18 protein-coding genes are annotated in these 25,776 nt (G+C 35.1%); 15 read left to right on the top strand and 3 right to left on the bottom strand.

The genetic code is table 11. The features are described 5' to 3' along the window. Window positions 1–31 precede the first annotated feature (31 nt). The 11 genes from H6F39_RS09560 to H6F39_RS09510 all read left to right on the top strand — a co-directional run bounded on the left by H6F39_RS09560 (window position 32) and on the right by H6F39_RS09510 (window position 15,188). Window positions 32–2,260, top strand: a complete 2,229-nt coding sequence (locus tag H6F39_RS09560) for a polysaccharide biosynthesis tyrosine autokinase (RefSeq protein WP_137907416.1) — start codon at window positions 32–34, stop codon at window positions 2,258–2,260. Between the two features lie 624 nt (window positions 2,261–2,884). Next, entirely contained in the window at window positions 2,885–3,613 is a 729-nt protein-coding gene (hepC, locus tag H6F39_RS09555) for a heterocyst development glycosyltransferase HepC (RefSeq protein WP_190396622.1), read from the top strand. A 112-nt stretch (window positions 3,614–3,725) separates the two neighbouring features. Beyond that, window positions 3,726–5,570 (top strand): heterocyst formation ABC transporter subunit HepA, encoded by a 1,845-nt coding sequence (gene hepA / locus H6F39_RS09550; RefSeq protein ID WP_137907414.1) that lies wholly within the window; start codon window positions 3,726–3,728, stop codon window positions 5,568–5,570. A gap of 72 nt (window positions 5,571–5,642) precedes the next feature. Next, the gene (locus H6F39_RS09545; protein ID WP_137907413.1) at window positions 5,643–7,112 is read left to right on the top strand and encodes a glycosyltransferase; all 1,470 of its coding nucleotides are present in this window, start codon (window positions 5,643–5,645) and stop codon (window positions 7,110–7,112) included. A gap of 118 nt (window positions 7,113–7,230) precedes the next feature. Then, complete coding sequence (locus H6F39_RS09540) at window positions 7,231–8,094, top strand: hypothetical protein (RefSeq protein WP_190396621.1); 864 nt, start codon at window positions 7,231–7,233, stop codon at window positions 8,092–8,094. A 68-nt stretch (window positions 8,095–8,162) separates the two neighbouring features. Next, a complete protein-coding gene (locus H6F39_RS09535; protein ID WP_137907411.1) occupies window positions 8,163–9,290 on the top strand; it encodes a glycosyltransferase family 4 protein in 1,128 nt (375 codons plus the stop codon). A 49-nt stretch (window positions 9,291–9,339) separates the two neighbouring features. Then, window positions 9,340–10,326, top strand: coding sequence for a glycosyltransferase family 2 protein (locus H6F39_RS09530; RefSeq protein WP_190396620.1), 987 nt, complete (start codon window positions 9,340–9,342; stop codon window positions 10,324–10,326). 12 nt (window positions 10,327–10,338) lie between these two features. Next, window positions 10,339–11,541 (top strand): glycosyltransferase, encoded by a 1,203-nt coding sequence (locus tag H6F39_RS09525; protein WP_190371653.1) that lies wholly within the window; start codon window positions 10,339–10,341, stop codon window positions 11,539–11,541. Next, the gene (locus tag H6F39_RS09520; protein ID WP_137907408.1) at window positions 11,459–12,418 is read left to right on the top strand and encodes a glycosyltransferase family 2 protein; all 960 of its coding nucleotides are present in this window, start codon (window positions 11,459–11,461) and stop codon (window positions 12,416–12,418) included. The genes H6F39_RS09525 and H6F39_RS09520 overlap by 83 nt, the downstream gene beginning before the upstream one ends. A 50-nt stretch (window positions 12,419–12,468) precedes the next feature. Continuing rightward, entirely contained in the window at window positions 12,469–13,917 is a 1,449-nt protein-coding gene (locus H6F39_RS09515; RefSeq protein WP_190371651.1) for an O-antigen ligase domain-containing protein, read from the top strand. Between the two features lie 122 nt (window positions 13,918–14,039). Beyond that, entirely contained in the window at window positions 14,040–15,188 is a 1,149-nt protein-coding gene (locus H6F39_RS09510) for a glycosyltransferase family 4 protein (protein ID WP_190396619.1), read from the top strand. A 208-nt stretch (window positions 15,189–15,396) separates the two neighbouring features. Here the strand turns inward: H6F39_RS09510 and H6F39_RS09505 are convergent, their stop codons facing one another. From H6F39_RS09505 to H6F39_RS09495, 3 genes are all read right to left on the bottom strand, one after another. Then, on the bottom strand, window positions 15,397–16,506 hold the full coding sequence (locus H6F39_RS09505) for a glycosyltransferase family 4 protein (protein ID WP_190371649.1): 1,110 nt from the start codon (window positions 16,504–16,506) through the stop codon (window positions 15,397–15,399). A gap of 96 nt (window positions 16,507–16,602) precedes the next feature. Continuing rightward, entirely contained in the window at window positions 16,603–17,385 is a 783-nt protein-coding gene (locus tag H6F39_RS09500) for a PIG-L deacetylase family protein (RefSeq protein WP_190371648.1), read from the bottom strand. Window positions 17,386–17,839: 454 nt separating this feature from the next. Next, a complete protein-coding gene (locus tag H6F39_RS09495) occupies window positions 17,840–20,086 on the bottom strand; it encodes a hypothetical protein (protein ID WP_190396618.1) in 2,247 nt (748 codons plus the stop codon). A gap of 347 nt (window positions 20,087–20,433) precedes the next feature. Between H6F39_RS09495 and H6F39_RS09490 the strand changes: the two genes are divergently transcribed. The 4 genes from H6F39_RS09490 to H6F39_RS09475 all read left to right on the top strand — a co-directional run bounded on the left by H6F39_RS09490 (window position 20,434) and on the right by H6F39_RS09475 (window position 25,689). Next, window positions 20,434–21,603: a glycosyltransferase family 4 protein gene (locus tag H6F39_RS09490; protein WP_190396617.1), complete on the top strand. Its 1,170-nt coding sequence runs from the start codon at window positions 20,434–20,436 to the stop codon at window positions 21,601–21,603. Window positions 21,604–21,632: 29 nt separating this feature from the next. Then, window positions 21,633–22,769, top strand: a complete 1,137-nt coding sequence (locus H6F39_RS09485; RefSeq protein ID WP_190396616.1) for a glycosyltransferase family 4 protein — start codon at window positions 21,633–21,635, stop codon at window positions 22,767–22,769. A 124-nt stretch (window positions 22,770–22,893) separates the two neighbouring features. Then, on the top strand, window positions 22,894–24,144 hold the full coding sequence (locus H6F39_RS09480) for an ATP-binding cassette domain-containing protein (RefSeq protein WP_190396615.1): 1,251 nt from the start codon (window positions 22,894–22,896) through the stop codon (window positions 24,142–24,144). Window positions 24,145–24,399: 255 nt separating this feature from the next. Continuing rightward, on the top strand, window positions 24,400–25,689 hold the full coding sequence (locus tag H6F39_RS09475; protein ID WP_190396614.1) for a P-loop NTPase fold protein: 1,290 nt from the start codon (window positions 24,400–24,402) through the stop codon (window positions 25,687–25,689). Window positions 25,690–25,776 lie beyond the last annotated feature (87 nt).

The following is a 25,776-nucleotide window of genomic DNA, read 5'->3' as shown; positions in this document are numbered from 1 at the left end:
GGGTAGTGTATAGTAGATAAGGATAATAAAAGTGGTTCAAACTAGTCTAAATCCAAATATAAATTCAGCCTCAGAAACCGATCCAGGTTACGGACAAATCTTTGCTGTACTGTGGCGACGATTTCCCTGGATATTATTAGTATTTTTGAGTTCTACAGCCATCGCTGGTATCATGGCCTTAAAAACAGAACCCAGCTTCAAAAGCACCATGCAATTGTTAGTAGAACCTAACTATCAAGGGAAGAAAGAAACTGATAACACCGAAAGTCAGTTTACCGATACTAACATCGAGATAGATACCGCTACTCAACTGAACTTAATGCAGAGTTCTGGACTGATTCAAAAAGCAGTTGATAAACTCAAATCTGAATATCCAGACTTAACAGTAATGGATTTAAAAAACTCTTTGGTCTTAAATCAAATCAAGACCAAAGATGATAATATTGCCACTAAAATCTTTCAAGTTGATTATAGCGATAACGATCCAGAGAAAACTAAAAAAGTTCTGAATACTATTCAGCAAGTTTATTTAGAATATAACAAACAACAGCAAAATTCACGCTTACAAAAGGGTCTACAAGTCATTAAAGATCAATTAAGAAAAGCTACCGATGAAGTAACTGTTTCCGAAGCAAATCTACAACGATTTCGCAGAAATCAGAATTTAATTGATCCAGAAACTCAGGCCAAAACCATAGAGACCACTTTAAATACTGTGCAACAGGAACGACAAGCAACTCGTTCTCAGTATGAAGAAGCTTTAGCAAAACAAAAATCTTTGCAAGCACAACTAAACCGTTCTCCACAAAATGCTCTAGTTTCTTCTCGTTTAAGTCAGTCTACCCGCTACCAAGGTTTACTCAATGAAATCCAAAAAACAGAACTAGCTTTAGCACAGGAACGCTTACGCTTCACTGAAGATACTCCCAGCGTTCAAAAATTACAAGAACAACTGCAAAGTCAAAAACAACTTTTGCAAAAAGAAGTTAGCAGAACTTTAGGACAAAGTTCTAATCCAGTCCTTAGTTCTGGAGACAATCTTTTACAACAAGGACAACTTGGAGAAATTGATCTTAATCTCACAGGTCAATTAGTAGAAACCCAAACTACCATAGTTGCATTAACAGCCCGCGACCAAACTTTAGCAGCAAAAGAAAAAGAATTACAAACGGATCTAAAGCGGTTTCCTTCTCTATTGGCTTATTACAATCGCATACTTCCCCAATTACAATTTAGCAGAGAAAGATTGGAGCAATTATTAAGATCTGAACAAAAATTACGTCAAGAACTTTCTAAAGGTGGATTTAATTGGGAAGTAGTAGAAGAACCCCAAGAAGGAGTTCAAACTGGTCCCAACATCAGACAAAACCTATTATTAGGAGCAGTAATTGGTTTAATGTTAGGAGGTATTGCTGCCTTTATTCGTGAAGCATCTGATGATTCTGTGCATACTACGGCTGAATTAGAAAAACAGGTTTCTCTCCCCTTATTAGGAACAACTCCTAAATTGCCACCTGCTAAACCCAGAGAATCAATGATCAAATTGCCATTTGGCAAACCAGAAGTTCTTGCTCCTTGGACAATTCAGGTACTACAATCTCCTCCCCGCTGGGAATCACTTGATCTCATTTACAAAAATATCGAACTACTCAATAATGTCTCTGATTTGAGATCCTTAATGGTGACATCAGCATTACCAGATAATGGTAAGTCAGCTTTGGCGTTAGGTCTAGCTATGAGTGCGGCTCGTTTGCATAAAAAGGTCTTACTTATTGATGCTAACCTCCGCGATCCTAATCTCCACAAACAACTAAATCTTCCCAATGAACAGGGACTTTCAACTTTATTAGAAAGTGAAGTTAATCTACCTAATCACATCAGTGTTCCTTACTCTGGCTCATCTTACATTGACATTTTAACCGCTGGACCAATACCGACTGATCCTGCCCATCTTTTGAGTTCTCCTCGCATGAAGCAATTGATGGCCGCATTTGAAGAAAATTATGATTTGGTACTCATAGATGCCCCTTCCGTTCTTGGTTTAGTGGATGCTATGCTCACAGCATCATCTTGTCGAAGTGTGATCATAATGGCAAGTATTGGTAAAGTGACACGCACCCAACTTAATCAAGCTACAGCGATGTTGAGTAAGTTAAATTTGATTGGAGTTGTAGCTAATGGTGTATCTTCATCTGATAGCACCTATGTCCCTTATGTAAAGCCAAAACAATTCGTTTTGCAACCAGCAATGGAAGAATAAGGCAGAATATTTGATCACTCAATTTAGTTAAATAGTTAGGACATTCTCAAACACCCCCGGACTCCAATAGGTAGTCATGGGGTTTTTGGCATTGAATAATTTCTCAACAACAATATCCTCGACTGCTCTAAGAAGTCGGGTCTCTGAAATGAGATTCAAAAATAAAATAAAAATAAAATATGAGTTTTATATATTTGATAATAATATGTTTTATGAAAACCAAATTTTGGTTAACTTTATTTAGTGACAATTAATTCATTTATCGTAGCTTAATATTTTGCCAATAAAAGTAATATCTATTTAAAGAGTGAATAAAGAAGTTGTTTATCCATGATCTATTAATCAAAGGTCTTATATTGTAGAGATCGAAAGACATATTAAAATCCTCAAACCTAAAGGAAATACGAAGTGGCGTTAATTCATAGCTATCTTAGTTAATTTTTGCTATTGATATTGACATATACAGATATTATTAGGAGAACCTATCTAGCAATGAAAGTTAAATTCACTTCAAATATTTAATATCTGCTTTTATTGTGAATAAAACGACAGAAAAACAGTAATCCTAATTTTCTGTGACTGGAGATACACTCAATCTTTTACTATTTTATCACTGACAATATTATGCCAACCTCAGTTATTTCTAATCTAAATAATAACTCTATTATACCTCAGCAGTCTGAAAATATTAGCTCCCTATCCTGCACATTAAAATGGCGCAGAGGAAAGTTATTAGTCAAAAGTTCTGGAAAATTGCCACATCCCTATTTAGCTTCACTAGAGAATCAACAATCTTTAATAGAGTGCTTAAAACATTCTCCAATTACCTTAGTGAGCATAGATCCAAAAATCGGTGATTCTTTATTAAGACTTTGGGCAGATGCTTGTCAAAAGGCTAATAAGCCCATATTTATGAGTATTCCTAGTTATCAGAAATTGCCAAAAAAAAGTAATGAATTTTTCAGATTTTTTTCAAGAATAATTGATTGGAATTTGGCGTTATTTTTACTCTTATTTATGATGCCATTTCTGATTGGAGGATTGATAATTATGCAAATATATTCCGCCAGAATTCTGCTTAATTATGAATGGTATGTTGGCGCAAATGGTCAACTTTTTCAGGCGATCAAATTTCACTCAAAGTTCAAAGATGATACCAGAAATTTCCCCTCTGGTTTATGTAAATACTTTCTGGATATTTTCTCTAATTTATTGAATGTATTGCAGGGAAAATATTGCTTAATTAACAATCATTGTTTATCTTTAGAAGATGCAGTCAAATTAAGTTTAGAAGAACAGAAAAAAGTTAAATCAACTAACCGAATTTATCAATATATGGCAGATAAAGGCTAAAATTTAAATGCCTACAGATCAGGGAAATTATCTAATTTTCTATTGGATGAATATTTCCTGTTTTGATGTTTTTCATCGTGAATTATGCACCTAATTAAAAACAAGGAAAACTATGCAGACAGCATTTATACTGTCAACGGTAAAACTCTTCCAGGCTACAAGTTTTTGGCAAAATAATCGGTTAATATTACGACAATTTAAACATTTTCGAATTGTAGCAATTTTAGCCTTAGTGTTTTCAATTTTATCTGCAAGTTTTGAAGGGTTTGGTTTAGGATTTCTATTGGTATTCTTGCAAAGTTTAACTACTCCTGGTGCTGAACCGGTAAAAACAGGAATTGAGTGGTTTGATATTTTGATTTTAGGAATTAATGGTTCAGTAAATGATCGATTATATCGAGTATCAGCTTTAATTGTGATCACAACCTGTATGCGTGCATCTTTTAACTACTTAGCACAAATTTGCATCCAGTTTAGCGAAATAAGTTTAGTAGACACGCTCCGTAAAAGAGTTTTTGAACAATTGGAGGCTCAAACTCTCAGCTATTTTAATCAGAAAAAATCTGGAGAATTAATTAATATACTCACCAATGAAATGGAGAGAATTAGACAAATTTTTGGGGGTATAGCTTTTTTAATTACTAGAATCTTCGCACTCATAGTCTATTCTGTTTCCCTGTTTATCCTTTCATGGAAACTCTCCATAGTTTCAATTTTGCTATTTAGTCTTTTGGCGGTGGCATTATCTACACTAAATAAACAAATTAGAGAACGTAGTTTTGGTATTACTACAGCTAATGATAACTTTACTTCTAGGACGCTAGAGTTTATTCAAGGTATACGCACAATTCATGCTTTTTCTACTCAAGAATTTGAGCGCAAACGGTATTATAAAGCAAGTGAAAAAATAGTTGACACTTTGAAAAGTGTTTACTGGATTTCTTTGGTAGTTAAACCTTTAGCTGAGAGTATATCTACTCTAATTCTGATTAGTATGATCATTGTGGCACTAGTCACAGGTTTAATGAAGGTTTCAGCTTTGTTGACCTTTTTCTTTGTACTATTTCGCATTATCCCTATGACTCAAGATTTGAATGGAGTTGTAGCTTTTTTAACTACCCAATCCGGAGCAGTAGAAAATATTAAGAATCTCCTGAAAACTGATGATAAAATCTACTTTCAAAATGGCACACTCAAATTTCTAGGTTTAAAAAGGTCAATTGATTTAGTATCTGTAGATTTTGATTATGGTCTTAATCAACGAGTTTTACATAATATTACTCTCTCAATTAAACAAGGTGAAATGACGGCATTAATTGGTTCATCTGGTGCCGGAAAAACTACACTTGCAGATTTAATTCCTCGTTTTCATGATGCTAGTGATGGCTATATTTATATAGATGAAGTTGATATTCGCAAATTTGAAATCAACTCTCTTCGTCGTCAGATAGCAGTTGTTAGTCAGGATACATTTATTTTCAATACTTCTGTTTGGAAAAATATTGCTTATGGTACACCAAAAGTAACAGAAACGGAAATTAAAGAAGCCGCTCGATTGGCAAATGCTCTAGAATTTATTTTAGAAATGCCGGAGGGGTTTAATACACAATTAGGAGATAGAGGTGTTCGGTTATCAGGAGGACAAAGACAAAGAATTGCTATTGCCCGGGCATTGCTGAGAAATCCAGAAATTTTGATTTTAGATGAAGCTACAAGTGCCTTAGATTCTGTTTCTGAACGTTTAATTCAAGAGTCACTAGAAAAGCTATCTGCTGGCCGCACAGTAATTGCTATTGCTCACCGTCTTTCTACTATTGCTAAGGCAAATAAAGTTGTAGTTTTAGAACAGGGACGAATAGTAGAACAGGGTAAATATCAAGAACTTTTAGCACAAAAAGGTAAACTTTGGCAATATCACCAAATGCAGTATGAAGTTAGCCATAGACATGATGATTAATATGATTATAAATCATAAATCCGGTTTTAATTACTCAAATTATCCAGGTAAATAATGTAGATAATAATAGCAATGAATAATTCTTTTTTAGGATTTCTATCCTTAACTTTTGCTAAAGTAAACAAATCTACTAATTATCAAAATAACTTGGCAGAAAAATTACAAAATCAGCCAAAACTTTTTTGTATAGCCCATTATTTACCACCTTTAAGAACGCCAATTGCCCATAGGGCTAATAAACTATTGGGAGAATTTCAAAAAACTTGGCAAATCAATGTATTAACAGCTACACAGGATGGTTATTTATCAGAAAAATCTAATATTCATTATGTAAAAAGTTGGTATCCACAAACTTTAATTACATGGCTAGGAAAACTGAGACTTGAGAAAATATTAACATTATTAATTTGGCCAGATTCAGAGATATTTTGGTTTTTACCAGCAGTATTAAAAGGCTATCAATTAATTAAAAAGCAACAACCAGATGCTATTTTTGTGATTATGATGCCCTATTCTGCAGGTTTAGTGGGAGTTGCGCTAAAATTCCTCACAAGGTTACCTTTAATAGTTAGTTTAGATGATTCACTTATTTGTACTGATATGCACCCTAAGTCTGTCAGTTGGTTACATTATCATCTCGAAATTTGGCTAGAAAACCTTTATGTTCGACAAGCAAATGCGGTAGTTTATGTTTCTCAATTCAATTTAGATGTAGTCAAAAATCGTCAGCCTGAAACGCAAAAATCAAAGTTTCATTTAATTCGTTGTGGTGCAGATCCTTTAGATTTTGCTACTCCTATTAACTCGAAAAATGATAATTCATCTTTTGAGATTATTTATACAGGTGGGATGAATGGCTGGTATGATTTCTATCATTTACCTCAAGAACAAACCTTGCTGAAAAAACTTTATCATGCTTGGTTGAAATGGGGATATTATGAACGAGCAAAAATTGATTATCGTAGTTCTAGTCCAGTTTTTGTGGGTGAAGCTATCAGAAAAGTAAATGCAGAAAACCCGGAATGGCAAAGCAAAATCAAACTCTCGATTTATGGTAATAGTTTTCCAGAATTTGTGGTTAATCGAGTTTTAGAAAATCAAAATCTAACAGATATAGTAACTGTATGTGGAGCATTACCTCACTTTCAAGCTATTCAATTAGCTAGACAAGCAGATTTATTATTAATAACTTTACCAAATCGTCCAGATGGTTCACAAGGAGGAAGAATTTCTTGTAAAACCTATGAATATTTGATGACAGATAGACCTATTTTAGCAGCAGTACCTCATGGAGAAAACTGGAATTACTTACAAGATAAACCAGGTGTTTGGTTAGTAGAACCTACGGATGTAAAAGCTATGAATGAAGTAATTTCTCACATAATAACAGCTAAGTTTTCTGGCTCTCCTTTACGATTTGATCGCAGTCATTTAAAAAATGAATTAAGTTATCAAATTCTGGTGCAAGACTACTTAAAAATTTTTGACAGTATTTGCTCAACCGCAACTTTAACTAATTATTTTCATTGTAAAGTAGGTTAATTACCGTACATAAGCATCAGACAAATTCAAGGTGTAATGAAACAATATAAAAATTTCAATTGCACTCTTAAGTTTCATCTTTTAATCAAGTATTCTGTTTATTTTTTGGATAAAAACAATGGTAAATATAGGCTATCATTCTGCAAAATTTCAAGCAAAAATTCATCGTTTTTTATATAATAAAGCCATTAATAATATTGTCAATTTTCCACTGAATCCAGAGAAAAAAGCCAATATAGATGTCTATGCTTTTTCTTGTGAACGGGATTTCGCTATTCAAGTAGCAAATATTAGGTCATTTATTCGTTATGTTGGTATTCCTAACAAATTTATTGTCATTTCTGATGGTAGCTATTCGTCATCTTCTCGTAATATTTTACGCCGAATAAATTCCTGTGTTGATGTTATTGAATGGAAAGATTTAGTAATAGGTGATATACCTAAACCTATTTCAAATTACGTAGTAAATTATCCTCATCGTGCGATTATGGCATTTTGGAGAAGATTGGCTGTATTAACTTCAATTTCTATTGATAAACCTACAATTTACACTGATGCTGATATTCTCTTTTTTCCCGGTGCTGAGGAACTTGTAAATTTATGTGATTCAGATGATAGTTATTCTTGGTATTTACCTGATTGTTTACCGTCATTAGATGAACGGATAATATTACATAATCATGAAAAATTAAATCCAGTAAATGCAGGATTTTTTATACTAAAACAGCAAATAAATTGGGTAAGTTCTTTAGAGCGTGTTACTGAATTTGTAGATGTACCTGTTTATTTTACAGAACAAACTGTAGTGCATTTAGCTATGCACAATAATCAGGCAAAGCCTCTGGATAAAACCAAGTTTATTTTAAGTGTTGATGACCAATTTCAGTATTTAGAAAAGTTCGATAAAAGGAAAATTGCTTTGAGACACTATGTTAATGATGTCAGACATAAGTTTTGGTTGAATTTAGATATTTCTGGCTGAATTTGACTATAAAATTAAGTTCCCGTTAACTGTTATAGCTAATAACCAATAAGATCAAGAAGTTGAATATGAATCATGCAATAGTTTCTCAACAGAAAATATATCAATGTTCTGCTGCTAATATTAAAGGTGGTGGTGGATTAGAAACTTATATAGCTTCTTTGGTAAATTCGGAAATCTTAGGAGTGAGTAATCACCATATTAATTCTTTCCAAAATTTAGACCAAGGACAATGTAAATTACTCCACCTTCATGATCCAGAATTTTTAGCAGAATTGCGGGGAGAATGCCCGGCGATATTTACACTTCATAATCATTGTAGTTACTGTCCTAGTGGCACAAAATATTTAGCAAATCGTCAACAGAAATGCGATCGCAATATGCACCCCCTTGGCTGTACTTGGGGACATTTAGTAGATGGTTGTGGTAGTCGTAGACCGGAAAAAATATGGCAAAATTGGCGGAGTAGTTACGATTTTCTCAGCAATGCTAAAAAAATCAATATTCCTATAATTGCTAATAGTAATTATGTGCGGGAGCAAATTATTAATAATGGTTTATCACCTCATCGGGTAATTACACTTCACTGTGGTGTAAAACAACCTAAATATCCCACGACATCTTTAACTCAAGAAATTCATCAAAATCAGCGAATTTTGTTTGTTGGTCGCATTGTTCCCGATAAAGGAATTGAATGGTTACTCAAAGCTTTAGCAAAGACTAACCCCAATATTCATCTTGATATTGCTGGTGAAGGTTGGATTAAATCTAAGATGGAACAATTAGCTAAAAAAATAGGTTTGAATAGGCGTATTACCTGGCATGGTTGGTGTAATAAAGACAAATTAAAAACACTTTATCAACAGTGTTTAGCTGTAGTTTTTCCCAGTCTTTGGCCTGAACCCGCTGGTCTAGTAACTCTAGAAGCCTATGCCCATTATCGTCCCATAATTGCCAGTTCAATTGGTGGTATTCCCGAATATGTACAAAATAGTAAAACAGGTATTTTAATTACACCTAATCATATTCAAAATCTCGCAGATGCCATCAACGAATTAGCAACAAACTATCACAAAAGCCGATTAATGGGTGAAGAAGGTCAACAATGGTTTCAGCAAGAATTTTCTCTTGATCTTCACATTCACAAATTAGAAAAAATCTACTCACAAACTATTACTGAATTTAAACATCCCTAACTTCTTTAAGAAGTTGGGGATATCAATTAAAAATCAAGGAATTGCAATCATGTTTATTAATTCTCAACTCACACAACCCCTAGTTAGCGTTATTATCCCTACCTATAATCGCCCAGAATACTTGAAACAAGCAATTAATAGTGCAGTTCAACAAACTTATGAAAATATTGAAATTATAGTTTGTGATAATTGTAGTTCAGAAAATCCTGCATCTTTAATAGAATCATTTAACGATTCACGCATTAAATTTCACCGACACCCAGAAAATATTGGGATGTTAGCTAATCAACTTCATGCTTTTAAAATGGCACAAGGTAAATATATTGCCAGTCTCCATGATGATGATATGTGGAATGAAGATTTTTTAGTCAAACTTGTACCCCATTTAGAAGCAAATCCTGATTTAATTCTCGCTTTTTGCGACCAATATATTATTGACGCTCAAGGACAAATTAATTATTCTGGAACTGAGGAAAATTCACGGGGATTTAAGCGAGATAAAATCACCCCAGGAATTCATCAAAATTTCTACAAAATTGGCCTAATTGATAAAAGTATATCTACCGCTGCGGCTGCTGTAATTCGTAATAGTTTAATTAATTGGGAGATGATTCCACCAGAAGTTGGAGGAATGTGGGATCTATATTTAACATATCTTTGTTGTATATCTGGCCATGGAGTCTACTATCAACCAGAAAGATTAACACGATATCGCGCCCATGAACAAACTGATACTATGCTCAGTGGAAAACGTAACGTTCAAGCAAAAATTCGTAAAGGTAAAAGTGAAATCTTCTGTTATCAAGTCTTTATGGAGGATGAACGTTTAAAGGAATTTAATTCCCACTTTAGAAAAAAATGGTTAGCAGCTAATACAACTCTAGGAATTGGCTTATTACGAGATCAAAAAATCCTAGATGCTCGCCGTTATTTTTGGCAGACTTTAAGTGAACAAAAATTTAATTTGCGAACTTTAGCTGCCCTGATTATCAGTTTTATTCCCCCCAATTTAACAAATAAAATCTTGAATGTTTAAGAGAGGTAATAAGTGAAACTTTGTATTGTTACCCACAAAATCAAAAAAGGTGATGGTCAAGGACGAGTTAATTATGAAGTAGCTCAAGAAGCAATTCGTCGGGGTTATCAATTAACATTATTAGCCAGTGAAGTTGCCCCTGAATTATTAGAAAATCGTGCAGTTAGTTGGATTTCTATCCCAGTGGAAGGTTATCCTAGCGAATTTATCCGCAATTTCATTTTTGCGAAAAAAAGTGCAGCTTGGTTGGATAAAAATCGAGGTAATTTGGATTTAATTAAAGTCAATGGTGCAATTACTATGAGTGCAGCTGATGTAAATGCTGTGCATTTTGTTCATAGTTCATGGTGGCGATCGCCTGTGCATATTTCTCGCAGTCGTAAAGATTTTTACGGTTTATATCAATGGTTATTTACCGCCGCTAATTCCTATTGGGAAAAACAAGCTTTTTCTCAGGCTAAAAGTATTATTGCTGTTTCCGAAAAAGTAGCGGAAGAATTGGTTAGCATTGGTGTACCTCGCCAAAAAATTCGGGTAATTGTCAATGGTGTAGACTTACAAGAATTTACTCCTGGTGTTACTTCTCGTAGCCTATTAGGTTTACCGGAAAATGTTAATTTGGCATTATTTGCCGGAGATATTCGCACACCGAGAAAAAATTTAGATACGGTATTAAAAGCTTTAAAAAAAGTTGCTGATTTACATTTAGCTGTAGTTGGCAATACAAAAGGAAGTCCGTTTTTAGAATTGGCAAATAATTTAGGTATCAGTGAACGAGTACATTTTTTGGGATATCGTCGAGATATTGCCCAAATTATGCAAGCAGCAGATTTTTTTGTATTTCCTTCCCGTTACGAAGCTTGCACCCTTGTACTACTAGAAGCATTGGCTTCTGGCTTACCTGTGATTACAGCCACCGCTACAGGGGGTGCAGAATTAGTCACAGCAGAAGCAGGAATTGTCTTGCCAGAAACCGATCACATTGATAGTTTAGCAGCTAGTTTATCTATATTAGCCAGCGATCGCCCACTCCGTCAACAAATGGCACAAGCTGCCCGCGTCCTAGCGGAAAAACATAGTTGGACAAATATGGCACAAAACTATCTCAATATATTTGCGGAATTAACCAACCATGAGAAACACAGTTCTCATCCCCACCTATCGCCGTCCTCAAGACCTGTACCGCTGTCTGAAAGCCCTAGAACAGCAAACTAAACCAGTTGATCAGGCCATCGTCGTCATCAGGGATACAGACACAGAAACTCAGCAGTTTCTCGCCCAACAGCACCACCATCTACCCCTAGAAACCGTTACCGTCAGTCAGCCGGGAGTAGTGGCCGCCCTTAACACTGGACTAGTCAAAGTCAACGGTGACATTCTTTCCATCACCGACGATGACGCGGCCCCCCATTCCGACTGGTTGGTTAAAATTAATACCCATTTCTTGGCTGATCCTCACATTGGCGGAGTTGGTGGCCGTGATTGGATTTATCAAGGGGGAAAACTAGAAGACAAGTACCAACCAGTTGTTGGTAAATTGCAATGGTTTGGGCGCGTTATAGGCAATCATCATTTAGGAATTGGCGCACCCCGTGAAGTTGATATTCTTAAAGGTGTGAATATGAGCTTCCGCACCCAAGCTATTGGAAAATTACGCTTTGACGAAAGAATGAAAGGCACTGGCGCACAAGTGCATTTTGAAATGTCCTTTACTCTGACCTTAAAACGAGCAGGTTGGAAAATGATTTATGATCCCAGTATTGCTGTAGATCACTATCCAGCCCAACGTTTTGATGAAGATCAACGGCACAACTTCAACGACATTGCATTAATTAACCTAGTCCATAATGAAACCCTAGTTTTATTAGAACATCTTTCTCCTTTGCGTCGGATTGTATTTTTATTTTGGTCAGTTTTAGTAGGTACAAGGGAAAGTTTAGGAATATGTCAATGGCTGCGACTTTTTCCCAAACAAGGACAACTTGCTACCAAAAAATTGCAAGCATCCTTAAAAGGAAGATGGTTAGGATATCAACATTATAGAATTGAATTGGCAAAATTTAACCTTGATAAACACCATTTTGGCTATTAATTAAAAACTGCCAACATCCAAATTTTTATTCATACAAAATCGAGATCAAAGTGATTTCCAAACCGATACTTTTTAATAGTTTTTTACGACAAAACTTCTATCCTCAAGAACGAACAGCACAGGCTTGGATAGTCATTCTTGGCTTCCTATTTTTAATCACAGCTAATTATTTTATTAGTGCTGGCCTATTGCGTCTAATTTTTCCGGTAACAGCTTTCTTAGTGGCTGTATTTTTGTATTTGCGCCATTCCCTACTTTACATTGGCTTCACTTGGTGGATCTGGTTTCTTTCACCTTTGCTGACTCGTTTAGTTGACTATCGTGTTGGCTGGGACCCTACCCGTCAAATGCTCATAGCACCTTATTTAGTAGTATTTGTCACCATAGCCACGTTTTTAAAATATCTTCCTAGCGCAGTTCGTAAAGGAGGTTTACCTTTTATTTTGGGTTTTATTGGAGTATTCTATGCTTTTTTGATCGGTCTAGTTTACAATCAACCAATTCCAGTAATCCGGGGTTTTCTAGACTGGATGAGTCCCATTCTTTTCGCTTTTCACTTATTTATCAACTGGCGAGATTATCCCAGCTATAAACAAAATATTCAGCGTGTATTTCTCTGGTGTGTTTTGCTGATAGGAACTTACGGTATATATCAATTTGTCGTAGCACCGGAGTGGGATCGCTTTTGGCTAATAGAATCAAAACTTTTTACTAGTTCTGGAAATCCTGTCCCTTTTGGGATGCGTGTCTGGAGTACACTGCATTCAGTAGGTCCATTTGGTGCCGTTATGCAAGCAGGTTTGTTATTATTATTCACCAGTTCAGGTCCGTTAATTTTTCCCGCTTCAGCCGTGGGCTATTTATCGTTTTTGCTATCACAAGCTAGGACTAATTGGGGTGGTTGGTTACTGGGGATAATTATGATTATGGGTTCTGTAAAAGCTAAAATTCAAATGCGATTAATTACAATCATTTTAGTAATGTCCATCTGTGTTCTCCCCTTGCTAACTATAGAACCAATTGCTAAAGTTGTAAATTCTCGATTAGAAACTTTTGCTAATTTGCAACAAGATGGCAGTTTAAAAGATAGATCAGGCAGTTATGAGAGGAATCTTGGTTTAGCGTTAACTAATAGTTTCGGTAATGGTTTAGGAAATATCTGGAAAGTCAACGAAAAAACCGGACAAATAGAAGTAGTTGTCATTGATAGTGGCATTTTAGATATGTTTTTTACCCTGGGGTGGTTGGGGGCTATTCCTTATATGGGCGGATTAATCTTAATGATTATTACTGTTAGCCAATATACGGAAGCGCGGTTTGATAGTTTTGTTAGTGCCGCTCGGGCTATTGCTATTAGTTCTTGTTCACAACTAATTATTGGTAGTGGAATGTTGAGTGTTTCCGGGATGATTTTGTGGGGATTTTTTGCCATCTGTATGGCCGCACATAAGTATTATCAAAATCCTCAAAATTCTCCAGACATGGGACTCAAAACTTAAATAAAAGACAAGATTATCTAACTGGAAAAAATCTTGTGAATCATTCGCGTTTATCTGTGGTTAAAAAATCCACCCAGGATTTTTGCCAGAAATATTAACGATCAGCCGCTCAGGTGTAAATTATGAAAGTTATGATTATCATGCCATTAGCCGAACAGCGAGGCGGTGGTGAAATGATGTTTTTGGATTTAATGCAACAAGGACGTAATGCCAATGTAGACTGGTTGGCAATATTTTTAGAAGACGGACCAATGGTAGAGCAGGTAAGAAACCTGGGTATTGATACGCGAGTTGTGATTAGTGGCCGTTTGCGTCAAATTCACCGATTTATGACTACTATTTTGCGCATAGCAGCGATCGCTCGTCAAGAAAGTGTAGATGCGATCGTTAGCTGGATGTGGATTACCCATATTTCCGGTGGTTTAGCGGCAATGTTAGCCGGTTTACCAGCTATTTGGTATCAATTAGAAGTTCCTGATGATCGAACTTGGTTAGTACGGTTAGCAACTTTCATCCCAGCCCAAGCAATTGTTACACTGTCAAAAGATGGTCAAAAAGCACAAGCACGGATTTGGCCTCACAGACCAACTCCCCTAGTCTATCCTGGAGTAGCCCTAGAGCGATTTGATCCTGCTATTTTGCCTTCTCCCGCAGAAGCCAGAAAAAAACTGGGTTTACCCTTAAATGTCCCTTTAATCGGCATTGTCGGACGCTTGCAACGCTGGAAAGGAATGCACGTACTAGTAGCAGCAATGCCCAAAGTATTAGCGAAATATCCTGATGCCCATTGTGTCGTAGTTGGTGGTAAACATGATCTGGAACCGGATTATCAGGAATTTTTAAATCAACAAATCACTGATCTAAAATTAGGTGATAGAGTAATTATGGCTGGGTTACAGCGCAATGTGCCAGAATGGGTGCAAGCAATGGATGTATTTGTCCATGCTTCTGATCAAGAACCCTTTGGAATTGTGATTATTGAAGCAATGGCATTAGGTAAACCCGTCATCGCTGGTAATGCTGGTGGTCCAACGGAAATTATCACTGACGGGGTAAATGGACTGTTAACAGCTTACGACGATGCAGAAGCCCTAACAGAAGCCATTCTTCGCTATCTTGACGACCAGGAATTTGCCCAATCTGCGGGAATAGCAGCAAGACAACGCGCTATTCAATTCTCTACACAGCGTTATGCCCAAAACTTTATTAAAACTATAGGCTCTATAATGCCTAATATTGTCACAGAAACTACAAAAAGACTCCCCCTGTAAGGGAGAAATATTTCCTTTTTGAACAATAAGATCTCCGACCTCTTTAAGAAGTCGGGGATCTGAGTCTTGATCAGAAGATTGGCTCAAAACCCTCATTCCGAAAGACTATGGTTTTCCACGCTATTTTATTTTTTAAAATTCTTGCAAAAACTCCTAAAAGATATGAAAGATATAATTATTTTCCCTGATTTTCCTTCTCCTTTGCTATTTATTTACCAGTTACTAATTCTCTGATTTCCATAACTTCAATTACATTGGATTTTCTCATTAATTCCCGATATACAGCTAGTGTTTCTTCATTGACTCGCGCTGCATGAAATCTTTGTAGATTTTGTTGAGCGCGGAATTTCCACTTATTTAAGAGTTGGCGATCGCTCAGTAATTGTGTCAAAGTATTAGTTAAGGTGTCAATATCTTTAGGTGGGATTAAAATCCCAGCCTGACCATGATCTAAAGTTTCAGGAATCCCATCTACATTACTAGCTATAATTGCACAACCAGCTTCCCGTGCCTCCGTCAAAACTAAACCAAAAGATTCACAATGGGAAGCCAAAACAAAAATATCTGTGGCTAACATATAACGTTGTGGTTCTGGTTGGAATCCTTCAAAATGAATGCGATTATTTAAAGTTGTATTTTTCACCATAGCCTCAAACACAGGACGATCAGGTCCATCTCCTACTAAATATAAATGTGCTTCGGGAAAATCTGTGGCAATGATTTTAAATGCCTCAATTAATTCAGAAATACCTTTACGGTTATACATCCCAGCGACAGTAGTTATAGATGGATATTCCATTGCTACTGGTTGATAATCTTGAAGTTTTTTATGCCGAGGACTTCCTAAAGTACCGTTGCTAACCACTCGCAATTTTTCAGATGGAATACCGCGTCGAATCATTGAATTAGCCACTGCATTACTAACTGCAATTACCTGATCTGCTAATCCCATAAGTACAGCACTATGTTGAAATTCATTATGAACCGTAGACACTAAATGATATTCTCGATTTTTTCTAAAAATTCCCGCTAAGATAACTCCTGTCATCATGTGAACATGAACAATATCTGGTTGAAAATCATTAATTATTCGGCGATAATTCCAAGTAGCTTGAATCAGATTTAATGGTTTCCGAGACTGATTTAAGTGAAAATGTTTAACACCATAATCTGCTAATAATGTTTCATATTCTCCCCCAGCAGAAGCTACAGCAACATCCAAACCACTTTGTGCTTGTAAACAAGCTAAGTCTACGGCTACATTGACAATACCATTGCCGATTTTTTGCAGATGACTAGTAATATGTAAAATCCGCATTTAACTCTTCTCCACTGTAATGATTTACGGTTAATTTAATATGCACAGAAGTAACTGTTAGTAGAGTGCATCAGATATTAAATCCTAAGATAAATACTAGGATTCAGATTTAAAAAATATTTCTTCCGAATTTAAAAATCTCTTGATAAATCCATAGGGTAACATCCCAATTTGGGAAGGATAAGCAGCAATAGCCCTTTGTTTTTTCTCTTTTACTGATGTAATTGAAAAGCGATAAGCGGCAGCAATATATTGTAATTTTAACAGAATAAATAATGGCGATCGCCAGAATATCCAAATAGGATATTGGAAGATTTCTGTTGTCATTCCAGCTTGGTTAATTGCCTCTTTTACTAAGCTATAAGTAGCTTCATGATCTCGATGACAATCTTTACGATGAGGTAGATAAACTTCTCCTGGTTGGTAAACCTTTAGTAATTCAGAAATTTGACTAATTATCTGTTGTTTTACCTCTAAATTGAGCGTTGATAAACTGCCATCTTGGTAGTTAAAAAAATGAATTTCTGAACTATTTACTCCCAAAATACTTAACGCTGTCAAAGATTCTTGTTGACGAATATGGATAAGATTTTGAATATCTAGATTTACACCGTGAGAACCTCTACCATCAGTTAAAAAAGCTATAGCTACTGGTATTCCCTGTTCCTTTTTCCGTGCAATCATACCTCCACAACCAAAGGTTTCATCATCTTGATGAGGAGCAAAAACCATTGCTGATTTTTCGGAAAATTTTAAAGGCTGACTTCCCCAATTTAAAATCCACCATGAAACTAAACTGCAATGAATATATTGCATCTGATTTAGCAGTTTATTAGGGATAATTTTTTCTAAAGAGGTTAATACTTTATTTCTGTTCATAATTCTCAGTTTAATTCAAAACAACACTCAATTTGTTCACAAATACTTATGATAACCATTGATTATTATCGGTAATAAGTTTGTACTAATAACTATTATTATGTATTATGATAATTAACTTCTAGGAGACTTATTTATTTTTTTGATTAAATTATCATGAAAATATAAAGTTAATAAAAAGATACCAATAAGTTTTTGCACAATATTTGCCATGGATTTTATTTTCATGAATAATATCATTTCCGCCCAATCACTTACGATATAGTTCATGATTGTATTGCCTTTTCCCAATTACCAATTACCCATTACCAGCCTCAACAGATATGATAACTGTTCAACCGGACATGATATAATCAATTTATCAAAAGTCAAAATACTAAAATAAATTCAGATTCCCGAATTCTTAGAGAAGTCGGGGATATTGTCACTTATTCAAGAAAATAAACGCTATATATCATAAGTTCAATTGGTAAACAAGCACCTTTCCTTGCCAATTTTCCTCCACAAACACAAGATATTGACCATTAGCACGACGAAAAGCGCGGATACCGTAGGGAATATCAACCCAGCCACTTTTATTACCAACTTCTGGACCTGGACTCATCTTTTGTACAAGTTCCCCAGTTGCAGCTTTATAAACATATACTTCTGCGGTTTTGACCGTTACTGCAAAGACATAATCACCAGCTATACTCATAGCTGCGGTCGAGACTTTTCGCTGACCAGTAGTATCATAAGGAACTACAGTTCGCCATTTTGGGGTAGGATTTCCCCGACTCCAATTATCAAAGCGCACAATTTCCGATCCTACTACTCCAGTGTCGTCACCAAATGCAGGATGTTCAATAGTAAAACCTGATAAATACATAGTATCTGTTTCGGGAAAATACTCAATTCTTCGCAAATCATTAAAGATACTAGGAGTCTTAATTTTTTGCATCGAACTATAGGTATAAATCGGGTTTCCCTTAGTATCTATTCCCTGTAAAGGATAACGACGAATACCATCTTGAGTTCGCAAAGTTTTCCAAACATCACCTTTACTATCTACCCACCAACCTCCCATATAAGGATAGTCTTCGCTACTATCATACTCATTTTTTTCAAATGCACCATTGCCATTAATATCACGCCAAATCCACTCTCCTTTTTCTGGTTGATAGGGTGGCCAATTTCCAGTAATAGATTTACCTCCATTATTAGTACCAACAAACATTCCCGCAGGAATAGCAATTTTCCCATCTGTATTGGGTTGAAAACGATAAATTTGTAAAAAACTGCCGAACATATTTGTCAGGAATAAAAAAGGTTTTCCTTGAATACGACGCACAAAAGTACCATCTGGTGATGTATGTAAACGGGGATCTTGAGAATATTTAAAAGGATTAACGGTGTAAGCTTTATAAGTCCATTGTTGACCAGATGGCTTACTATAATCCATGACATATTGTTCTTGTTTAGTAAATAGATTAACACCATCTGTTTGTGGATCAGTATCTGCATTATCTACAAATATTAATCCTAGTAATTGCCATTGTATTTGTCCTGATGGAGAGAATTTTCTTAAATCTGTTCCTGATTTATTAAAACCATTATTATTTATATAAAAATTGCCTTTACTATCTGTACCAACTCCCGTAATTCCGTATAGTTTTGATGTTTTCACCTCTCCTGGTACACCACTAAAAATACCTTTTTTATCGCCAAAACTATCTACACGAACTGGTTGATTATTGATATTATAAATCAGCAATTGTTGATTAATGCCATTTTCTGCTATTAACAATCTACCACGATTATCAATCGCTAATGCTGATGGTTTATCAATATCTATAATTTCTTGGGGTAATTTCTTGCCTGTTTGCGAATAATTGACAATTTTTCCAGATGTCCCACTGTTTTGATTTTCAATAATCCATAAACTGCCCTTTTTATCAACTGCGATATCTCCTGGATTAGTTACAGTAAATCTATTTAATTCTTCCATGGTTTCAGTATTATAAACCAGAACCGTATTCTCACCAGCATTGCTAACAAATAGTTTATTATCTACCGTCGCTAGTCCAGTTACTTGATTGCTTTTGCTGGTAATTAACATACTTTTATCCCAGCCATTTCCTTTTGCAAAAGGTGCAGGTTTTCCTTTGAAATCATAACGTCTCACACAGTACCAAATTTGATCTTTGGGAGGATAATCTTCTTTGGTTTGATCCATTCCCCCTTGAGACATAGCAATATAAATATATTTGTTATCTACTGTTATCGCTTTACCTCCTAAACGATTCCAACCATGTGTATCTTCGAGATTTAAAATTGGTTTACCATCTTTATAAATTCCTGCTTCGCTACCAGCTTCATCCCAATAGCTATTGGTATAAATAGTCCCATCATCTTTGACATACATTCCCTCAATATTATTTTGTACTCGCAATTTACCATTACCAATGGTATTTCCTAACCAGGAAGTTGTATAAGTGATTTCCGAAATTTTAGATGTTTTATTTTTTAACTGAATTTTAGTATTGGCCGTATTTCCTAAATCCATTATCATTCCTATGAACGTCACTATTAGTCCACAGGTTACACCAAGAAAAATGTTAAATATAATTTTTTTTCGCCAATATCTACTCTGAAATAAACTATTAATATATTCGTTAATTTTGTGGTGAATTTTACTAAGCTGAAATAATTTATTGTTCATAGCAATTTTTTGATTATCAGTTAATCAACCATTAAAAATGTTTCAAAACCCAGAGTAATCTGCTTGAAAAACTTCTAATTTACATTTCTTACTCATAAACTAACAAATAAATATGAATCTGTATATTATTTTATCGAAACTTCATCAAATCAATAAAATATACTTTAAAAATAACTACATTATACTCAATACAGGAATACTCTTACTCTCTTGGGTAAGTCCTGGAATACTCTAAATATATTTTTTTGATATATTTTGCTTATAGAAATAAAATATTTTTCAGATTTAAGCTGATTTTAATTTCCAGCTTTGTATGAGAAGATAATACTGAAAAAATGATCTTGGTAATGGAACGTAAAGATACAAAATCCCATACACAATCTGCGGCGATTTTGACCTTGGGTACGGGTTGGTTTCCTAAAACACCCGGAGGATTGGAACGATATATTTATGAATTAACTCATAAATTAGCAGCACAGAAAGATGAAATAGAATTGTGTGGAGTTGGTTTACCAGCAGATGCAAAAAATACACAAATTAAGTTAACTAATTTAGCTAATCCAGATAGTAAAATTAGTTCTAGACTATTCTCAATTCGTCATAACTTTAAAAAAACAAGATTAGGTAAACCTGACGCAATTAATCTCCATTTTGCATTATACAGTTTTCCAATTTTAGACATCTTACCCAAGGGAATACCTGTTACCTTTAACTTTCATGGTCCTTGGGCTTCCGAAAGTCAAGAAGAAGTAACTAATAAAAAATTTAGTATTTGGCTAAAACAAAAATTAATAGAACAAAGCACTTATAATCGGTGCGATCGCTTTATTGTTCTTAGTAAAGCTTTTGGTCAGATATTACATCAAAAATATCAAATTCCCTGGCAAAAAATTCACATCATTCCTGGTGGAGTTGATATTGACCACTTTCAGAATAATCTATCACGTCAAGAAGCAAGAATAAAACTAGGTTGGCCAAGCAACAGACCAATATTATTTACTTCCCGTCGCTTAGTTCATAGAATGGGTATTGATAAATTATTAGCAGCAATTGCTATGATTAAAATACAAGTCCCTGACATTTGGTTAGCAATAGCTGGCCGTGGTCATATTCAGGCTTTACTTCAACAAAAAGCTCAAGCATTAGGTTTAGAAAATCATGTAAAATTCTTGGGTTTTTTACCTGATGAACATTTACCTCTAGCTTATCAATCTGCTGATTTAACTATAATGCCTAGTCAATCTTTTGAGGGGTTTGGATTAGCTATTCTTGAATCTTTAGCTTGTGGTACTCCGGTTTTATGTACCCCCGTGGGCGGAATGCCAGAAATTTTACAAGGCTTTTCTCCAGGTTTAATTACTGAATCAATCACCGTAGAAAGTATCGCTGATAAGTTAACACAAATTATGTTAGCTAAACTTCCTCTACCTTCTAGGGAAGAATGTCGCAATTACACAATTAAACATTATAATTGGACGAATATCGCTCAAGAAGTTCGTCAAGTTCTCTTAGCTTAAATTGATTATAGAAATTCCATGAAAATTGTATGAAAATTCTATTTTTAGACCAAAGTGGTAAACCAGGTGGTGCTGAATTGTGTTTAGCAGATATTGCTAAACCTTATGGTAAAAATGCTCTGGTTGGTTTATTTGCAGATGGTGATTTTAGAAAGTTACTCGAAAAATATCAAATTCCTGTGGAGGTTTTAACAACTCAACCAATTAATGTTAATAAAGACAGTGGTTTATTGCCAGCATTAAGCAGTTTAAGACAAATCATACCTTTAATTAATCAGGTCTGTCAACGGGCAAAGAACTATGATTTAATCTATGCTAATACCCAAAAGGCTTTAATTGTCGGAGCAATATCTAGTTTATTAGCTCGTCGTCCTCTGGTTTATCATTTACATGATATTCTTTCTTTAGAACATTTTAGCCAAACTAATCTCCGGGTTGCTGTTAATTTAATCAATGCTTGTGCATCTTTGGTAATTGCTAATTCTCAAGCTAGTAAAATGGCATTTTTAAAAGCTGGAGGAAAATCAAATTTAGTTCACGTTGTTTATAATGGTTTTGAGATAAAAAATTATGATGTTGATGAGTTAGAAGTTATCAATCTCAGGAAAAATCTCCAATTAGAAGATAAGTTTGTGATTGGACATTTTAGCCGTCTTTCTCCTTGGAAGGGACAACATATTTTAATTGATGCTCTTTCCCTATGTCCAGAAAATGTGATAGTAATTTTAGTTGGTGATGCTTTATTTGGTGAACAGGAATATGTGCAGAATCTCCACCACCAAGTAACTGCATTGGGGTTAGAAAATCGAGTTAAATTTTTGGGATTTCGCTCGGATATTCCCCAATTAATGACTATGTGTGATTTAATTACTCATAGTTCTACCGCACCTGAACCTTTTGGAAGGGTTATTATTGAAGCTATGCTGTGCGGTAAACCTGTTATTGCTGCTGAAGCTGGAGGTGTAATAGAATTAGTAGAAAATGGTATTAATGGTTTTTTAGTCACACCCGGAAAACCTGAAGAATTAGCGCAAGTAATTAATAACTGTCTTCAAGATTCTGCAAAAACCGCAATGATTGCTAATCATGCTAAAATTACTGCTAGTCAACTTTTTGATGTTAATATTATTAATCAGCAAATTCAAAAATTATTAAAATCAATTTAGCAGAACTCAGATCCCGGACTGCTTGGAGAAGTCGGGAATCTGGATTTTGAGAAAAAATGTATACTATGGGTATGGGTGGAATTTTTCCGCTTCTATAAATTAATAAGTGGTCAAGTAAATTGTCGTGGCTAAAGTTGTATTAGAAAACGTTTATAAAAGCTTTCCCTCCCGCAGTGGGAAATCTGCAAAGGGACACACAGACGGTTCTGATGATGTCAGTGTTTTACGACGCATTAATTTAACCATTGCTGATGGTGAATTTATGGTGTTGGTGGGTCCGTCTGGTTGCGGTAAAAGCACTTTGTTGAGGTTAATCGCTGGTTTAGAAGTGATGACTGGTGGTAACATTTCCGTAGGCGATCGCTTAATTAATGATTTACCCCCGAAAGCTAGAGACATCGCTATGGTGTTTCAAAGTTACGCTCTCTACCCCCACATGACTGTATATGATAACATCGCTTTTGGTTTACGTCGTCAGTTTGGTGATCAGGAAGCAGGGAAAACAAAATTTACTCAATGGAGTGAAAATCTATTGGTAGCTTTGACGAAAAAGTTACCGAAAAAATTACGCTATATTTCCCCAAAGGAAAGAATTGTCGCGGAACAAGTAGAAAAAGTTGCAGTTTTATTACAAATTGAATCTCTGTTAAATCGTTTACCTAAACAACTGTCTGGAGGACAAAGACAACGGGTAGCATTAGGTAGAGCGATCGCTCGCAATCCTCAAGTATTCTTAATGGATGAACCATTATCTAATTTGGATGCTAAACTTAGGGCTGAAACTCGTAGTCAAATTGTCAAGTTACAACATCAACTGGGAACAACGACAATTTATGTCACCCATGATCAAACTGAAGCGATGACAATGGGCGATCGCATTGCGATTATGTCAGAAGGTAAGATCCAACAAGTCGCACCTCCCTTAGAACTTTATAACCGTCCTGCGAATCGCTTTGTGGCTGAATTTATTGGTTCTCCACCCATGAATTTTATCCCGGTGGAATTTCACGCACCTTTAGTAATTAGTCATGCTAATTTCCGTTTTACTCTCCCAGATACTTGGGGAAGTGCTTTACAACCCTATGATGGTAAAACTTTAATATTGGGTATTCGTCCAGAACATTTAACTTTGAGTGTACCTGCTACGAAAAATTTACCAGTAAAAGTTGATTTAGTAGAAAATCTGGGAAATGATACTTTTTTATCTGTAAAAATTTCTGACCCTGATGTACACCATCCAGATGGACAGTCTTTACAGGTAAGAGTTCCACCAGATAGAGTTATCAATGTAGATGAACAACTTTGGCTATCGTTTGTACCTGATAAGCTACATTTTTTTGATACAGAAACACAGTTAGCAATATTTCCCAAATAGAGAGCGATAATACAGCCTATTTTAATTTTAGGTTTATCAAGTACACCCCTCCCCAATCTTTGCTCAGGGGTGGAGTATTTTTGTAACTCAGGAATTTGCAATCTATTGTAGATGGTATAAGATTACACTATTAAGTGCGGAATATCCATTATTGTTCATTATAAATATTGTTTCTTGTTTGATTTGATCATTTTATGTATAATACTGATATATTTATCATAAACGGGTGATTATCAGGATTATCGGGCATTTACCATGAAATTTGATTTAACAAGATTTTATCAAGCTTGTAACCCTAACAAAACTCTTGATCAAAGTAAAGCTGAAGATAGACAATATTACATTGATTTTTCCGAGGTACGGGGTGCAGAAATTATTAGGGAATTTAAAAGAACTATTACTTTACTTTCTCCAGAAATTCCCACTTGTCAATTATTTACAGGACATATTGGTTGTGGTAAATCTACTGAATTACTGCGGTTAAAAGCAGAATTGGAAAACTCAGAATTTCATGTAGTTTATTTTGAGTCTAGCCAAAGTTTAGATTTAGCCGATATTGATATTACAGATATTTTACTAGCGATCGCTCGTGAAGTTAGTCAAAGTTTAGAAGCAGCAGAAATTAAACTCAAACCAGGATACTTTCAAAATCTATTTACAGAAATAGCGGAACTTTTACAAACCCCCCTAGATATTGGTTTTGAAGCGGAATTATCCGTAGGTATTGGCAAAATTACCGCTAAAACAAAGGATAGTCCTAAATTGCGGAGTCAACTGCGACAATATTTAGAACCTCGTACCAATGGAATCTTAGAATCAATTAATCAAGAATTGCTTATCCCCGCAACAGAAAAACTAAAAAAACGCGGTAAAACAGGTTTAGTGGTGATCATTGATAATCTAGATAGGATAAATGATACTGTTAAACCAAATGGTCAAGATCAACCAGAATACCTATTTGTAGACAGGGGTGAACAATTAAATAAATTAAAGTGTCATGTTGTTTATACAATTCCCCTAGTTCTCATATTTTCTAACGCTTTAGGTAGGTTAACAAATCGCTTTGGAGTAGATCCTAAAGTTTTACCAATGGTAGCAGTCAAACAGAGAAATGGCACAGATTATTCCGCAGGAATCACGCTATTACAAGAAATGATTATGAAAAGAGCCTTTCCCGGAGTTAGCGCAGAAGAAAGTCAAAATTTAATTACAAGAATATTTGATAGTCCTGAAACATTAAAACGACTTTGTCAAGTTAGCGGTGGTCATTTGCGTAACTTGTTAATGTTATTATTTCGTTGTTTACAAATGGAAGACACACCAATTTCTCGAAAATGTCTGGAAACAGTGATCAAAAAACGTTGTAATGAGTTAAATTTAGCAATTACACCTGACGAATGGGATTTATTACAGGAAGTACGAAAGACAAAAAACTATAGAGGAGATGAAAAATATGATATCCTACTTCGCAGTATGTTTGTATTTGAATATCGAGACGAAAATGGATCTTGGTTTGATATTAACCCAATTTTAATAGAAACCTAGGGTGTGTTAGAAATGTAGGGTGTGTTAGCGACAGCGTAACGCACCATTTTGATTTTTTGCAAGCCTCTAAAAACCTAAATATCTTAA

This window comes from Dolichospermum sp. FACHB-1250, from assembly GCF_014696335.1.
GTDB classification, from domain to species: Bacteria; Cyanobacteriota; Cyanobacteriia; order Cyanobacteriales; family Nostocaceae; genus Dolichospermum; species Dolichospermum planctonicum.
Note: the sequence above shows the minus strand (reverse complement) of the source record. Positions and strands in the feature narration are given on the sequence as shown.